At 29.4% G+C, this 16,823-nt stretch carries 11 protein-coding genes, 1 other RNA gene and 1 riboswitch; of the genes, 11 read left to right on the forward strand and 1 reads right to left on the reverse strand.

Annotated elements, in window-relative coordinates; all coding sequences use genetic code 4:
• Positions 1–268 precede the first annotated feature (268 nt).
• From AAHM92_RS00375 to trmB, 9 genes are all read left to right on the forward strand, one after another.
• Positions 269–658 carry a hypothetical protein gene (locus AAHM92_RS00375; protein ID WP_500222513.1) on the forward strand — a complete coding sequence of 130 codons (390 nt, stop codon included), beginning with the start codon at positions 269–271 and terminating at the stop codon, positions 656–658.
• Entirely contained in the window at positions 642–2,840 is a 2,199-nt protein-coding gene (locus tag AAHM92_RS00380; RefSeq protein ID WP_500222515.1) for a glycosyl hydrolase 53 family protein, read from the forward strand. Before AAHM92_RS00375 ends, AAHM92_RS00380 begins: the two co-directional genes overlap by 17 nt.
• Before the next feature lie 87 nt (positions 2,841–2,927).
• Positions 2,928–3,884 carry an L-lactate dehydrogenase gene (locus AAHM92_RS00385; protein WP_407636227.1) on the forward strand — a complete coding sequence of 319 codons (957 nt, stop codon included), beginning with the start codon at positions 2,928–2,930 and terminating at the stop codon, positions 3,882–3,884.
• Positions 3,885–4,411: 527 nt separating this feature from the next.
• Positions 4,412–6,217 carry an ABC transporter ATP-binding protein gene (locus AAHM92_RS00390; protein ID WP_500222516.1) on the forward strand — a complete coding sequence of 602 codons (1,806 nt, stop codon included), beginning with the start codon at positions 4,412–4,414 and terminating at the stop codon, positions 6,215–6,217.
• A 12-nt stretch (positions 6,218–6,229) separates the two neighbouring features.
• Positions 6,230–8,101: an ABC transporter ATP-binding protein gene (locus tag AAHM92_RS00395; RefSeq protein WP_023788858.1), complete on the forward strand. Its 1,872-nt coding sequence runs from the start codon at positions 6,230–6,232 to the stop codon at positions 8,099–8,101.
• 311 nt (positions 8,102–8,412) lie between these two features.
• Positions 8,413–8,821, forward strand: a transfer-messenger RNA (tmRNA) gene (ssrA, locus tag AAHM92_RS00400).
• Positions 8,822–8,864: 43 nt separating this feature from the next.
• On the forward strand, positions 8,865–10,811 hold the full coding sequence (locus AAHM92_RS00405) for an EAL domain-containing protein (protein ID WP_500222518.1): 1,947 nt from the start codon (positions 8,865–8,867) through the stop codon (positions 10,809–10,811).
• A gap of 19 nt (positions 10,812–10,830) precedes the next feature.
• On the forward strand, positions 10,831–12,282 hold the full coding sequence (gene mgtE, locus AAHM92_RS00410; protein ID WP_500222519.1) for a magnesium transporter: 1,452 nt from the start codon (positions 10,831–10,833) through the stop codon (positions 12,280–12,282).
• 8 nt (positions 12,283–12,290) lie between these two features.
• On the forward strand, positions 12,291–12,941 hold the full coding sequence (gene trmB, locus AAHM92_RS00415) for a tRNA (guanosine(46)-N7)-methyltransferase TrmB (RefSeq protein WP_500222521.1): 651 nt from the start codon (positions 12,291–12,293) through the stop codon (positions 12,939–12,941).
• 18 nt (positions 12,942–12,959) lie between these two features.
• On the opposite strand, the gene AAHM92_RS00420 is transcribed toward trmB, so the two are convergent.
• Positions 12,960–13,490 (reverse strand): hypothetical protein, encoded by a 531-nt coding sequence (locus AAHM92_RS00420; protein WP_500222522.1) that lies wholly within the window; start codon positions 13,488–13,490, stop codon positions 12,960–12,962.
• Positions 13,491–13,680: 190 nt separating this feature from the next.
• Positions 13,681–13,744: riboswitch (nucleoside riboswitch) on the forward strand.
• A 106-nt stretch (positions 13,745–13,850) separates the two neighbouring features.
• Between AAHM92_RS00420 and AAHM92_RS00425 the strand changes: the two genes are divergently transcribed.
• Positions 13,851–15,233: a BMP family ABC transporter substrate-binding protein gene (locus tag AAHM92_RS00425; RefSeq protein WP_500222524.1), complete on the forward strand. Its 1,383-nt coding sequence runs from the start codon at positions 13,851–13,853 to the stop codon at positions 15,231–15,233.
• Positions 15,234–15,329: 96 nt separating this feature from the next.
• Positions 15,330–16,823, forward strand: coding sequence for an ABC transporter ATP-binding protein (locus AAHM92_RS00430; protein WP_500223097.1), 1,494 nt, complete (start codon positions 15,330–15,332; stop codon positions 16,821–16,823).

The raw sequence follows: 16,823 nt of genomic DNA on the forward strand, positions 1-16,823 counted from the left end.
TTCTACATTAATAGTTTTATTAATTTCGTTATTTGTAGCCTTATTTTATAATGTTTTTTTAAATATTGTTTATAAGTGATCAAATTCATTTATAACTCAACTATATTTAAAAATCAACGTAATCATATGATTAGCTGTTTTTACAAGCTTATGAATGAGACTTTTTGGGCCAAAATTTTTAAAGTACTTTTTTTGATTTCATAACATTCTCTTTGTTATCTCATTGTACTGGGAATACTTATATTGAAAAAATAAAGAAAAACGAGATATGTTGCTCAATGACTTTAAAGAATTTACGTACAATTATTTACTTGGAGTATACATAGTGTTGTTTCTTTATTCCATAACATTCACAATTAATGATTTTACAGATAATGGGTGGGGCCTTAAAAGTGATCTAAATTTGATTGTGGTTGCTAAAGATGATTGACAGTATATTTTGTCATATTCATTCACAATTGCTAATATTTATATACTTTGAACTAGTTTATTCGGTTTAATAAACCTATCCTTTATAAAAGTTGTATTTAAAAAATGAAAATCACAAGTATTATCATCAACCCTAAATATCTTGGGTGGTCTTTGTTTATCAGTATATTTTTTACATTATAAAAACATAAAAAATCATGAAGGAGAAGAAAATGAGAAATTTAAATAAAAAATTAAGTCTTGGATTGATAATAACTATTCCTGTAGTAGCAACTCTCGCCGCTGTTATAGGTGTTTGAGGCTTAAAAAAAGAAGACAATATCAATTACTGATTTGAAAATGAGTTCAAAAATATCAAACCTAAAGAAAGCTATTTTATAAAAGGAGCGGATTTCTCGTCTTATGCAGAAATAATCGAACAAAGTAGTAAAAAAAATGACTTGAATTTAATAAATGAGGATGATCAAAAAATTTATCTAGATAAGAATGGAAATAAAAAAAATTTATTTGAACTCTCACAGTATTATGGGATTAATTCATTAAGGTTAAGGGTGTGAAATAATCCATACACTGAAGACAAAAAATCTTATGGTGGTGGACACAATGATATCGATACAAATATTTGAATAACTAATCAAGCAAAAAAGTTTGGAATAAAAGATGTATTACTTGATTTTCATTTCTCTGATTTTTGGGCAGACCCAGCAAGACAATGATTGCCTAAAGCATGAGAAGAACTAAATACAGAAGAACTTAAAAAAACTATTGAGGATTATACATATAGTTCACTCAGCAAATTTTATGATAATACTAAAATTATCCCAAGCACTGTACAATTAGGAAACGAAATAACAACGGGTAGTTTTTGAAACCAAAAAGGAAAATCTAAGTCAGGTAAATATAACTTGATTCAAACTGCTGAATATCTAAGATCAGCTGCGAACGGGGTTGAAAGGTTTGAAAAGTTTTATGAAAAAAAAGTAAACAAGGCCATTCACATAGACGGAACTCCTTCAATAGTTTATTGAGAAAATATTTTGAACAAGTATTTAAATGAGGGGGGAGCAAAAAGTTGAGTTGATAAAATAGGGGTAACTTACTATCCGGATTGAAATGGAAGCAATGTAAAATTGTTTAAGGTTATGAGGTTAATAAAGGAAAAGTTCGGATTAGATTCGTATATTTCCGAAACAGCTGCACCCCATACTTTTGAGCCTACAAATTTAGTGGGCGACATAGCTTCGAGTCAAGTTGGTAATCAAGAACAACTCAACGCAAATCCTTCGCCAGAAAGTCAAACTAAACATATCAATTCTATTATGGAAACTATTAGTAAAGCATTGCCAGAAACGAAAACAGGATTTTATTGGTGAGAACCAGCATGAATTTTAGTTGGGAAATCTGGATGAGCTACACGACAAGGGGTCATTTATTCGGAACCTAACGATGAGGAAAAACAAAAAAGCTTCAATACGGGAAATAGTTGGTGAAATAGAGGATTCTTTGATAAAAATCGAAGGGTATTACCTGTATTAGATGCAATAAAAAATTTTAAAAGAATACCTTCTATCAATGAATATGCAGTTGATGCAAATAAATTGTTTATGGGTGATTATTTAAAATGATTTGCAAATGATCCAATATTTAAAAACTCACTTTTAATCAGTGAAAATTGAAAAGAGAAAACTAACTTAGAAAACGAACTCAAAATCAAAGAGTTTGTTCTAAATACCGAAGAGAATTTAGAACAAAGCTTAATAAAAAAAATACTGATTGAAAATCCCTCTTTGATGAAATCACAATTAAAGTTTACCCACCTAGAATACGATTCACTTCTGAAAAGTGGTTTCATTGAAGTTACTCTATCAGAAAATAATTTTTACTACTTCTTATCAAAACCGATCAAAATAAATTTTAAAATAGTAGAAAAATATTTAGACGTTCTAGATTTTAGTGCGAATAGTGCATCGAGTAATCAGGGTGTAATTGATATTAGAGAGAATGATAAAGAATGATTGAAAGAAATTTACAAGTATATCGAAAAGGAATCGTCTCTAAGTCAAAAAATTTTAGATAAACTAAAAAATACAATCTTGGATAAATACGGTTACTCAAAAAATTTCTATTTTAGTAACCATTCATTGGCTTTTTGAGATGATGAGTATGAAGTAACCAGATGACTTAAAGACTGAATTTCAATAAGCTCTAATGGTTCTAATATTATGTCTGAAGGAAATATTGTTGATTATGAAACTCTTAAAAAGGAAACAAGTTGAAGAGACACCATCAAAAAAGGTAAACAAGAATTGTTAATTTATTTAACTAAAAGTGTAGATTTTGAGCTTTTCGGTCATGAGAATTGAAAGGAATTATCAACAGTGGCATTCAAAGTCACCGTAAACGTTTCGTAAGAAAATAATGAATTAACAAAGATAATAAAAATTTATTACTACAAATTGAAATGTGTTATTATGACAATGTAGGATAAGGAGACATTCATAATGAAAAAAGAACAAAAAATAGTATTAGTTGGTTGTGGGGCTGTAGGAACAAGTTTTGTGTACTCAGCTATTAATCAAGGATTGGCACAACATTATGTTTTAATAGATGTATTTAAAGATGCAGCTGAAGGAAACGCATTAGATTTATTAGACACACACGCAGTTTTATCAAGTCCATTTGACTCAATCAAAGCAGGAGATTACCAAGACTGTAAAGATGCAGATCTAGTAGTAATTACAGCAGGTAGACCTCAAAAACCTGGTGAAACAAGACTTGAAATGATTGCTGATAACGCAAAAATTATGAAAGAAATCGCAACAAGCATCAAAAAGTCAGGATTTAAAGGAGTAACACTTATTGCTTCTAACCCAGTTGATGTTTTAACAAGAGTTTATCAAAAAGTTACAGGTTTTGACTCAAATAGAGTTATTTCTTCAGGAACCACACTTGATTCTTCAAGATTAAAAAGATTATTGGCAGATAAGTTAAATGTTATTCCTAGATCTGTAAAAGCATATTTATTTGGAGAACACGGGGATTCATCAGTAGCTGCTTGAAGTAATGCAACTGTTATGGGTAAATCTTTACAAGCATACCTAGATAATGGAAAAATCACAAAAGAGGATTTAGAAGAAGTAAAAAACGATGCTGTACATATGGCTTACAAAATAATTGAGAAAAAAAGAGCAACATTCTACGGTATCGGAGCTTGTTTGGCAAGAATCTCTAAAGCTATCTTGACTGATGAAAAAGCGCAACTAATGGTTGGTGCACAGTTAACAGGACAATACGGTATTAACGGAGTTTATACAAGTGTTCCTTGTATTCTTGGATGAAATGGTATTGAAGAAATCTTAGAATGAGATCTTACTTCAGAAGAACTTAGTGGTTTTGGTGCATCATGTAATCAACTTGAAGAAGTGTTCAAAACAGCTGAAGAAGCTATTAAATAATAATCATTATGTGACTATTTAATTAATAGTCATTTTTTTATACTAAAAAAACCAAAATCTTTCTAGACTTAATTTTTTTAAAATATATGTATTAAGAAATTTATAGTGGTAAAATAATTTTGCGTAATTACAAAAGTCAATTAAATAACTCAAAGATTGTTTAGTTCTTTTGAAAAATCTTAATATTTAGTTAGGGTAAATTTAAAAATTATATCCATATAACTTATTTAGATATGTGATTAATAATGAATGGGTGTTCAAATTGTTTATCGTATAAAATTACTCTTTTATTTATCAATATTTACATAAATCTTTTTCAATATAAAAATTATTAATATATCCACAGTTCATTGATTCCTTAACTAAAGAATTAATTTAACGGATTTATACTTTTGTATTTTACTAGATTTTTGTCTTTGTTTATACCCAATTACAGTTGGTGATTGAGTGTAAGTTGATTAATTTTATTAAAATGAAAATCAAATATTAATGTTTTATTAAGTACTTATATAAAGAAAGGTGAAAATATGCAAACATTGGACGAAAGAGTTAAATTTTTCTCTAAAACAAAATTCAAAAAGCTTGGTATTCTTTTAAAAGAAGTTGCAAAAGAATATCCTGCACTTTTTTCTTCATATATAATAATAGCTTTTATAGATACATTTTTGTTCTCTGCTATGTCTATTGTTATTACGAACCTGATAAAAGTTATAAATCAAGAGGGTGGTAATTCTCTTTTTGGTCTACCAATGTATTGATATAATTGAGCAATAATTGGTGCTGTCATGATAGTATGTTTTGCTTTTTCGGAATTTACACTAAATTATCTTAGTGGATTGCTTACAAGAAAAGCTGAAATTTTTCTAAGGGTGAAATGTTTAGATAACTTAACTAATGTAGACCTTAGTTTTTATTCAAAAAATCAGATTGGAAATATAATGACAAAAATAGTTGGTGACTCACAAGGGGTAGCCGATGGTTTGAATGAGTTTGGTGTCAACCTGATATATTGTTTTGTAATGTTCACCACTGTTAATACAGTTATGTTCTCATTAGATGTCAAAATTGCTAGCATTTGCTTAGGACTATTTTTCATATTATTTTTAATATCTTGAATAATATTTTTCGCATACCAAAAAGCACTTATAACATCAATCGATTATAAACAAAAACTTGATACTGATAATACCGATCGATTAATGAATATTCGATTAATAAAGTCTTCTGGAACAGAACTTTATGAATTAGAACGTGTCAAAGAATTTAATAAGGTATACGATAAAAAAATCAACAAAACTGTTAAAATTAACGCTTGTCTTGTTATATTTTCAAACTTCTTTGGTTGAATTCTTCCTGGAATTACAACTATTTTGGTTATTGCATTGTACAAAGATATTTGAGAGTTAAAAAGAGTTGTCTCGTTGGCTATTGGATTTATGTCATCTGTTTCAATCTTAACCTCGGCTGTATTTTTATTGCCAATTATTTTAAGAGCTTTATCAAGAACCGTAAACTGTAATACAAGACTAAACTTTATATATTCTCATGAATCATTAATAAAATACATAGAGGAACCAACAGTTGTGAATAACATTGACTCTATTGAGTTTAAAGATATAGAGTTTTCTTACCCTGAATCACCTTCAAAACCAATCCTCCCAACCACAAACCTAGTGTTTGAAAAAGGAAAAAGTTATGCTTTTGTTGGGGAGACAGGTAGCGGTAAGTCTACAATTGCAAAACTGTTACTTAGATTTTATGACCCTAAAGCAGGAAGTGTTCTTATCAATGGGGTTAATTTAAAAGAAATAGATCTTCCTAGTTATTTAGATAAAGTTGGTTATGTTGAACAAGAGCCGCAAATATTATATGGTACTGTAATGGATAATATAAAATATGCTAAGTTTGATGCTTCAGATGAAGAAGTAATTGAAGCGGCTAAAAAGGCCCAGATTCACGACTTCATATTAACTCTTTCTGATAAATATGACACTATTCTAGGGGAAAGAGGATTTATGTTATCAGGAGGACAAAAACAAAGATTAGTAATAGCTAGAATGTTTCTGAAAAATCCTCAATTATTGATTCTTGATGAGGCAACTAGTGCATTAGATAATATTGTCGAAAAAGAGGTACAAGCACAATTAGATAAATTGGTGGTGGGAAGAACTACAATTGTTATTGCTCACCGTCTTTCAACAATTAAAAATTGTGACAAAATTGTTGTGTTAGGACAAAATGCTCAAGGAATAATACAAATCGGAACATTTGATGAGTTAAAAGAACAAGAAGGAAGATTTAATAAGTTGTATAAAGCAGGATTAATGGGATAGAAGGAGGTTTTTATGGCATTTGAAGAAAAAGCAAAAGAAAGTATCTTAAAACAAATAGATAAAGAACGCAAACATAGAGGTTATATAAAAATGATTTTTATTTACCTAAGAAAACATAAGTTGTTTGCTCTTTTAATTTTTATCCTAGCACTAATGGCTAGCTCAATTGGAGTATCTGCTCCTTTGGTTATGAAACAAATTATGAAGTGTCTTGTTGATATGACAGATGAGAGCCAATCTCAACCAACAACAAAATTTATCATTTGAGACTTCACTTGATTGCATTGAGTTTTACTTCAAATAGCAATGTATTGTGGTCTTGGAATAAGTATTTTTTCATTAAATATTGCAGTAGGTAAGTTAGGTAAAGCTGTCGAAATATATTTAAGAAATGAAACTGTACGAGCACTTATTCAACAAGATATTTCATACTATTCTGATAAGAAAATCGGAGAAATTCTTACTAAGTTGGGTGCAGACACTTGAATAATTGGTGAACAAACTCAAAATATTCCAATGATGATTCTTATCGCTATATTCAACTTTATCGGTTCTTCAGTCGTACTTATCTCAGTTGATTGAAGATTAGGATTAATATCAATGTCTTTTGTTGCTTTTGGTTTGTCTGCAATTCTGATATTCTTTTCAAAAGTAAAAAGTTGAATAAAAAAATTACGTACAACAATAACATTCGTTAACGGAGATGTCACTGATAGAATTGGAACAATTCGTCTTATTAAAGCAAGTGGTACAGAAAGTTACGAGAAAAAAAGATTCAGAGAAATTCACACCGAATTTTATGAAACTGTAAGAGCCTTCTTCAAAAGACTAAGTTTTGTTCTTACAAGTGCTTTTGTCTCTATTATGGCAATTCAATTACTAATTCTTACAACTGCATACGGGTTTTATAAAAATGATACTGAAAAATTACTTATCATTACAACTTCGTTTATCTCAGGATTAGGTACAATGACATCTCCAATCTTTCAGTTATTAAGAGCTTTATTCGGTTTCTTGATGGCGAACGAATGTACTCGAAGAGTATTTCAAATTATTGATTCCAAGCCAATAATGGATCCACACTTTTATTCAGGTCAAGGAAAAATAATAGATAAAATAGACAAAGACATAATATTTGAAAATGTTTCTTTTAACTACCCAGAAAAACCCGAAAAAAATGTATTACCAAAATTTAACTTTGTTTTTGAAAAAGGAAAAAGCTATGCTTTTGTAGGGGAAACTGGTAGTGGTAAATCTACAATATCCAAATTATTATTAAGATTTTACGACCCAACAGAAGGACGAATATTGATTAATGGAGAAGTTGATTTAAAAGAGTTACACTTAAAATCATATCTTGACCTCGTTGGTTATGTTGAACAAGAACCCCAAATAATGTTTGGAACTGTTAAAGAAAATATAAAATACACAACTCCAAATGTCACCGATGATGAAGTTATCGAAGCGGCTAAAAAAGCAGACCTTCATAATTTAATAATGTCTTGACCAAACAAGTACGAAACTATTCTTGGTGAAAGAGGGTTTATGTTGTCGGGAGGACAAAAACAAAGACTAGTAATAGCTAGAATGTTTTTAAAAAACCCACAAATTCTAATTTTAGATGAGGCAACCAGTGCCTTAGACAATATTGTTGAAAAAGAAATTCAAGCAGAATTAGAAAAACTTATGATTGGTAGAACTAGTGTTTCTATCGCTCACAGACTTTCAACAATTAAAAATTGTGATCATATTATAGTTCTAGCACCAGGGAAAGGTGTAGTCCAAATTGGTACGTTCGATGAATTAAAAAATACTGAAGGACATTTTAAAAAACTATATGATGCAGGATTAATGAAAACCGAGGAAGTTAAGAACTTGATTTAATTTGCAAACAATGAAACTTAAAATAAAAAGCTCTACACTATAAACTAGTGCAGAGCTTTTTTGTTTGTAGTTCAATGTATAATGATGAAAAGATGAGTAATATAGTAAGTACAGTTTCCCAAGGTTGACATAACATAAAATGTAATCATTATAAAATATTTAACTATCTTTTCAATACCTTCGAATTTATTAGGAAAAAACTTTTTAAGGATTTGTATATATCAAAATTACAAAATTAACATTCACTTGTTAAAAAAGATTTTGATAAAATAAAAGAATTTTCTTTTATGATTGATTTATAATAAACATATGGGGGTGCCCTGGTTTCGACAGGATATATCCTTGCTATAACTGCAGTGGTTTGGTAGACCTTAATACTTCTAGGTTTGATAAAATGCAAACAAAAATAAAAATGAATTTGAAATGCCAGCATTCATGATCAATAATGCATCAGCTGGAGTTGCTTTAGCAGCTTAATTAAACAATAGCTTAATAGCATTCAACACTATTCGATGTTCTTGTACTTCATTGTGTAGTGCCTTACCTAGTACAATAGAGTGAACTAATTTGGTGATAAACTCACTCGAAATTAAACACCAACACTAAAAACGATTTTTTGTTAACTTCTGTAGTTTCTAGTGTATATAAAAGTTAACTAAACTGTAGACGTTATGGTTAGGAGTATTTTGGACGCGGGTTCGATTCCCGCCATCTCCACCATTTTTTTTGTTTAATTATAGTATAAGAAAGGAATGTGACATCTATGAATTTTACATCATCGCTAATCGCATGTCTTTCTTACATTATAATTACGATTTTAATATTTACCATCACGTGAGGACTCTCAAAACATCTTTTTGAAAAAATAAAAATATACTACGAATTAGTTCTTGGCGTAGCACTTGGTGTTTTATCTTTGTTTGGTGTAATTATAATTTCTCTTCTAATGTCTAAGGATAAAAATTTACAGTTATCAATTTTGTTACCTATATTTTTATTTTGAACCTGTTTATTATTCATTTCTCCTTATTCTTCTATTGGGGTTCTTAGTTGTAATTTAATAGCTCTTTTGTTATTTCCAAAAATATTCCCAGAATATTTCGGACAAATCGAAGGAGCAGCAATGATCTCAATAGTGGTTTTAGCATACTCAGTAACCTTTATATTATTTTTTATAAGTTTGTTTTATAAAAAAATAACAAAAGGATTGATATGATCAGTTACAACGTTCTTTATTTTATTGAGTGGTTTTGTATCATTCATGCCAATCATAAAAGATAAAACAGCTTTAAATAATTTTGGTACCTTATTATTATGGTTGGGTGTAAGTTATCTAGCATATGCATACTTAACAGTTGTTAATCAAGTTCACACTCATGCAATTAAATTGCAAAACATTGTAAGGTATGAAGATCAGTATTATCTTAACTCTGCATCTGCACACGAACAAATTTTGAATAATATTTGAAAAAATAAAATCAGGTACGGTATTTATTTAAATTATTATATATCCAACTTTGAGAAGTTTGAAACCAAAGTAAATACGAACATTAAAGAAACTATAGTATCTGAAATCTCTTCACAAGCTTACAACTTGTTCTCCAATAAGTTTTCGGGTTCAATATTCTTCAAGCCGAATTACAAAAACTTTGGGGTTTTCATTCCCTTAATGGAACATGACCAATTAGCTGACAAAGAGAAAAAAAAAGTCTTATCGAAGGAAGTGGAGCTAATAATCAAAAGCATTACCTCAGATTTCTTTATAGAGAATTATAGAGTAAGTGTAAAAATTAAATCAGTCATGTCATTTTATGGTCTACATTCTAACAATCTTGATACACTTCTTGAATATAATAACTTAGCACAGAGTCACATAACCTTTGCTAACGAGCAAGTATTAAATGAGATTCAACCACAACAAATAACTAAACAAAAAAATAGAAATAAAAAGATGCTTTCTTTAAATGAAATTGTAGCATTGAATCACTGTTCTGTGCTATTTGAACCCATTTATTTCTCAGGGATAAAAGACTTTTTTGGTTACAATTTGAATAACATGATCGAAGGTTCTGAAGTAAATTCATCTCTTTTTGAAGAAAATAAAAACATAATCGAAAATTATGGACTTCAGTCTTTATTTACTAGATATCTTGCACTCTATTCTATTAAAACATTGGCTAAATACAAAATTAAAGATAAAAAACTATTTTTAAGTTATGACATTGGTTACTTTACTAGTCCAGAATTTGACTTCCAAGATTTTATAACTAAAATTAATTTATATAAAATAAATAAAAAGAACTTGGTAATTTGTTTTGATATAACACAAGAAGTGGTTAACAAAAATTACCTAGAAAAAAACATTAATCTTTGCATGGAAAAAGGACTTAAGATAGCTGTAACTAACTTCGGAGCACTTGGAACAGATTTTAGTTTATTGGAATTTTATAAACCTACTTATATCTTTTTAGAAGGAGACATTGTAAAAAAAATTAACTTAATAAAAGAGAATGAAGCTATATTGTTAAACTGTATAGCTATTGCAAATAAACTAAAGGCTAAATTAATTGCACAAAGAGTAGATACTTATATGATTTATAAAACTTTAAAATCAAAAGGTGTAAAATATTTCAGTGGCGACCTAATAGGAAGCTCAAGTGAACCTACACCATTAATTGGTACAGAACTTAGATATTTATTAAACAAATAAAAAAGGAGTAAAAAAAATTGTGGAAAAAAATAAAATACAAGAGTTAACAAAAAATATCCTTCATTGTTTAGAAGAGAATAATGTAAAGAAATTAAGAGAAATAAGTGAAGACAACTACCCAGCGGACATAGCCGAAGCATTGGAAGAACTTGAAAACAAGTATATTTTGATAGCTTTAAGGTTATTCTCTACTGAAATAAGTGGGGAGATATTTACTTTCTTAGATACTGAAATACAAGAGGAAGTTGTAAAGCAATTCTCTTCAAAACAAATAAAAGAACTTTTTGAGGAAATCTACACAGATGATGTTGTAGAAATACTCGAAGAAATGCCTTCTAACATCGCTAAAAAAATTTTACGTTCTGCTTCTAGAGAATCTAGAATGCAGATTAATGAAATTTTAAAGTATGAAGAATACTCAGCAGGAAGCATCATGAATGTCGAGTATACTAAACTTCGTATGAATTGGACGGTTGAAAAAGCGATTGAAACAATCAAGGCCGAAAGAGATAAAACTGAGGAAGTCTACGATTTTTTTGTTGTTGACGAACTTAATAATTTAAAAGGATTTGTTGAACTTAAAGAGTTATTTTTCTCCAAACCAGAACAGTTAGTCAAAGATGTTATGGATGATAGAATAATTTATTCTTATACCAAAACAGACCAAGAAGAAGTAACAGAAAAGTTTAAAAAATATGATATTACAACTTTACCAATTTTAAATAGTCAAAACAAGCTTGTAGGAATAATAACTGTCGACGATATAATTGATGTCATAGAAGAAGAAGCAACTGAAGATATTCAAAAAATGGCTGGAATTAGTCCAACAGAAGACGAGTACTTCAAAACTAGTGTTTGAAAAATGGTGAGATCTAGAACCTTATGATTATTGATATTAATGTTGTCTGCAACCTTAACCCAAATAGTTATTATACTTTTCATGAAAAAGTATAATATAGATACTAAAGTTTCAAGTGCGAATGGAACATGAAATATAACTTATATAGTCACAATGCTCCTTATGCCTTTGATAACCGTTATATCTGGCACTTCTGGAAACGCCGCCAGTCAAACATCGACGATGGTCGTTCGTTCATTATCTTTAAAAGAAGTTGAAGCTAAGGACTTTTTTAAGATTTTATGAAAGGAACTGCGTGTTGCATTTTTTGTGGGATTAATACTTATACTTGTGAACTTTGTAAGAATGATAGTTATTTATAGTGTCGAATACAAAGGGAATATTAATAGACAAGAATTATGACAGACTATCGCAACAATAACTATTGCTATGTTTTTAACTTTGATGGTTTCAAAAACTCTTGGTGTTTTGTTACCGATATTTGCCAAAAAAATAAAGTTGGATCCTGCAATAATGGCGGCACCCTTACTCACTACATTGGTGGATGCTCTTGCTACCGCAATATTCTTCTCAGTTGGTCTAATATTCTTTATGCCCCAAATTAGCGTTTAGGAGTTTTCATGAGATTAAGAAATAAAAGATGAACAGATGAGTATATTGAAAAGAATAAACACAAAATGTTAGATACTACACACAAAGCAGATTTAAAAAAGCTTTTTGATAATGAGAATGAAGTTTATTTAGAAATAGGCTGTGGTAAAGGACAATTTAGTATTGAAAGCGCAATAAAATATCCGAATAGAAACTTTATTGCAATGGAAAAAGAAAAAACTGTCATCGGCGTGGCTTTAAAAAAAGCATTAGAAATCAATGGTCAAGAGTTAAATAATCTATACTTTTTAAATAGCTACGCCGAAAACCTAGAAAATATCTTTGAAAAAAACTCATTAGGGGGAATATATTTAAATTTTTCGGACCCTTGACCAAAGTCAAGACACTATAAAAAAAGATTGACTTATCAAAGTTTTCTAGAAGTTTATTTTAAGATACTTAAAGAAAATGCTATTATTGAGATTAAAACAGACAATGATGATTTATTCAATTTTAGTATCGAACAAGCAAAAAACTCAAAACTCGAAGTAATTTACAACACTACTGACTTATATAATGATTTTGAACAACTCGCAAATAATATACCGACCGAATACGAAAATAAGTTCCATAAAATGGGCAAAAACATAAATAAATTAATATTAAAAAAATGTCCTTAATTAAAAGGACATTTTTGTTTACTCTTTTTTCTTAACATTTTCATAATATGTTAAATAGTCGTTTTTAAAATCTTCATTCGTCTTAAACACAAACAATGTCATTCCAAAAAACAAATAGAAATAAACTATATTCAAGAAGTATACCAACAAATATATCCACCAAAAGTTTTCTATTTGGGTTAATCAACTTTGTTTATTAATCATTGAACCACTTGCAACCTCTATAAAAAAACACCCTATGGTAAATATATGAATAAATAAGTGGACATACCTACTTTTTTTAATTTCTATGGCCTTGATCTCCTCTACAAATGTGACTTGAACATTGTAGAATAACGAAATTGTTGACTTACTCATATTCATGATTTTACTTATGAATAAAATTATGACAAAATTTAAACTGATTTGTAACGATCAAGATATTTTTTCTCTAGTCGCAATTGAAAGTGAGCTAATTATTATAATTGTTATCAATAAAATGGTAAATACGATGCTTGCCATCCATAAGACCGGTTTTTTTAATACTTTCTTTATTTTTTTAAATTCCACTTTTTTCACCGTATTTATTATAACTTTGATTATTGTAGAAGCAAAAAAGATTTCAAACTCCTACCTACGAATTCTAAACTTTTTTCAGAAATACTTTCAATATAAGCCTTTATTAGGGGGAGTATAAAAGTTAATTTATATTTAAAAAATGTAATATTTAATACTATAATTAAATTGTAAATGATTTAGAGCTTATATATTTCAACATAAAGGGTTGAAGTTTCTACAGTCAAACCAATTTGACTACTATAAGTTATGGAGGTAAAGAGAATTGATAATAGATTTTATTAATTGTTCTTTACCTTTTTATTAATTAAAATGAGCTTGATTTGTCTTTTACACAAATAAGGAGAAACTCATATGAGAAAATTGTTAACAAGTTTAATGGTGGCTACAATTGCCACTTCAAGCGCATCGACAGCAGTGTCTTGCGGAAAAAAATATACTAGATGATCAGAAGTTTATGTAATTACTGATTCAGGTAAAGTTATGGACAAAGCCTTCAATGAAAGTGGTTACAATGCCGGTAATGAAGTTATGAAAATGTTAGATGTTAAAACTTCTAGTGGAAGTAACTATGATGGTATTTCATATATAGAGTCAAAAAGTGAAAGTGATATTCAAAATAATTATCAAACAGCTAAAAAAGGTGGAGCAAAAACAATAATTCTTCCAGGTTATAAGCATGGTGGGGAAAATTTAGAAAAAGCAGCTAGCATTGTTGAAAATGTTGTTGTAATCGATGTACCTAATAAAGACAAGAAACAAGAAAAAGCGTTGCCAAATGTAACTGGATTACTTTATAGAGCAGATATATCTGGATTCTATTCAGGCTTCGCAGCAATAATTTATTCACTCTTGAATGATAATTATAAAGACAAAAAATTACGCTTGTCTACATTTGGTGGTGAACATAATGGAACAGCAGTTGATAGCTTTATGCATGGTTATTTAGCAGCTATAGATACTTATAATACAATGAAAGAATCTAAAAAAGAGGTTATAGAGCAATTATTCAAAGATAATAAAAAAACCGAAGACCAAATTAAAAATATATTAGAAGTTAATGTAGAAAGAGTATCTATTCAATCTAAAGACCCAGAAGGAGACAAAGACTCTAGTTGATTTTCAAATAGTTTCAATCCCGGTGGCGGAAGAGATATATCAAACAGATTAATTAATGAAGGTTCGGATGTTATTATGCCAGTTGCTGGTGCACAGGTAAATGACTTGCTAAGTGTTATCAAAAACAAAGGTGACTCTACAAAAGTTAAAGTTGTTGGGGTAGATATAGATCAAGCAGAAGTATACGATACCCACAAAGGTTTATTTATAACATCTGCAGAAAAAGATATTGTCTCATCAACAGTATTAGCTATGTCTCATCAAGACAGTTATATTAGTAATGATAATCTTTTCAATGCAGCAAATGAAAAATATAAAGATATCAGTGTAACTGAGGACGCTGATAAAGGGTATGAAAAAGTAAATATAATTGAAAAGAAATCATGAGCTGGAACCACTAAATGATTTGGTGGGAAATTCTCTTCAGGAAATAGCAATCTCTTATCTTCAGATTTACACGACGCTATAAAAAAACTTTTTGATGAAGACAACCTATTAGAAGCTTCTAAAAATTATTTCAAAGAATACGCTAATAAAGGTGCAAAAGAATTGCTTTCAAAAGATGCAATACAAGAATTTTCAAAAAAAGTATTAGAAGCAAAACAAAGTACAAAATAAAATTTAATAATGACCGTCTTATAACCGGTCATTTTATTACGAAAAAAGGAGTTAAAGATGGAACATAATTATGCCGTTGAAATGGAAAATATATCGATGGTTTTTAATGGCAATATTGTTGCCAATAAAAATGTTAATTTTAAAGTCAAAAAAGGTGAAATACATGCATTAGTCGGAGAAAATGGTGCCGGTAAATCAACTCTTATGTCAATCTTATTCGGTATTTACGAACCCACTTCTGGACTTATTAAAATTAATGGTAAAGTTGAAACTATTTCCAATCCTGTGAAAGCGTCTAAGTTAGGAATAGGTATGGTTCACCAACACTTTAAGCTAGTTGATATTTTCCCTTTATGAAGAAATATTGCTTTAGGTAATGAAGAAACTTTTTTTAATATGTTCGTATGACAAAATAAAATAAAAAAAGATATCAAAAATATTATGGAAAAATATAATTTTCATATCGATTTGAATAAACCTGCTGGTAGTGTTAGTGTTGGGATGCAACAAAGAACAGAAATATTGAAAATTCTTTATAGAGAAGCAGATATTTTGGTTTTTGATGAACCAACAGCTGTGCTAACACCTCAAGAGATTGAAGAACTTATGAAAGTTATGAAGGAATTACAACAGGCTGGAAAGACCATAATATTCATTACTCACAAAATGGCCGAAATATGAGAAGTCGCAAACAGAGCAACTGTAATTAGAAAAGGTGAGGTTGTAGACACATTTAATATCAAGGATACTCGTATAGAAGATCTTGCCACAGCCATGGTTGGTCGTAAATTAGTTGAGGTTAAAAATAATTACACAAAACCATCACCTGAAGTAGTTTTGGAAATGCAAGATATAAGTGTGAAAAAACACACCAATCACAAAGTACTTGGTCTAAAAAACTTCAATCTAAAAGTACACGCAGGAGAAATAGTGGCGATTGCGGGTGTTGAAGGAAACGGGCAACACGAAATTGTGAACGCAATAACTGGTATGACAAAAATAACAAAAGGGAAAATTCTTATAAACGGTGTAAATATTACAAACTCCTCAATCAAAAAACGATATGAAACTTATAAAATTAGACACATTCCCGAGGACAGACATAAACATGGTTTGGTTCTTGATTTTAATCTTTTAGACAACCTAGTTTTGCAAGATATCTCAAATAAAAAATTTAGCAAGTTCGGAATTTTGAACTTCTCTTCAATTCAATCCAATGGCCAAAAAATTTTATCAATGTATGATGTTAGAAATGCTCAATCTGGTTTTGCAATTGCAAGACAACTTTCTGGGGGTAATCAACAGAAAGCCATAGTAGGTAGGGAGCTATCAAGAGAAAGTGATCTAATAGTGATTTTTCAACCTACGAGAGGTTTGGATGTAGGTTCTATAGAATATATACATAAACAAATATTAAAGGCAAAAGAAAAAGGTAAGGCCATTTTATTAATATCATATGAATTGTCAGAAGTTATGGCATTGGCTGATAAAATAATGGTAATAAATTCTGGGTCATTAGTAGGAACACTTAATGGTAACGGTGTGAGAAAAGAAGATATAGGTAAAATGATGTTAGGAAAGGGTGAATAA

Source organism: Spiroplasma endosymbiont of Melanargia galathea, from assembly GCF_964031075.1.
GTDB classification, from domain to species: Bacteria; Bacillota_I; Bacilli_A; order Mycoplasmatales; family Mycoplasmataceae; genus Spiroplasma_A; species Spiroplasma_A apis.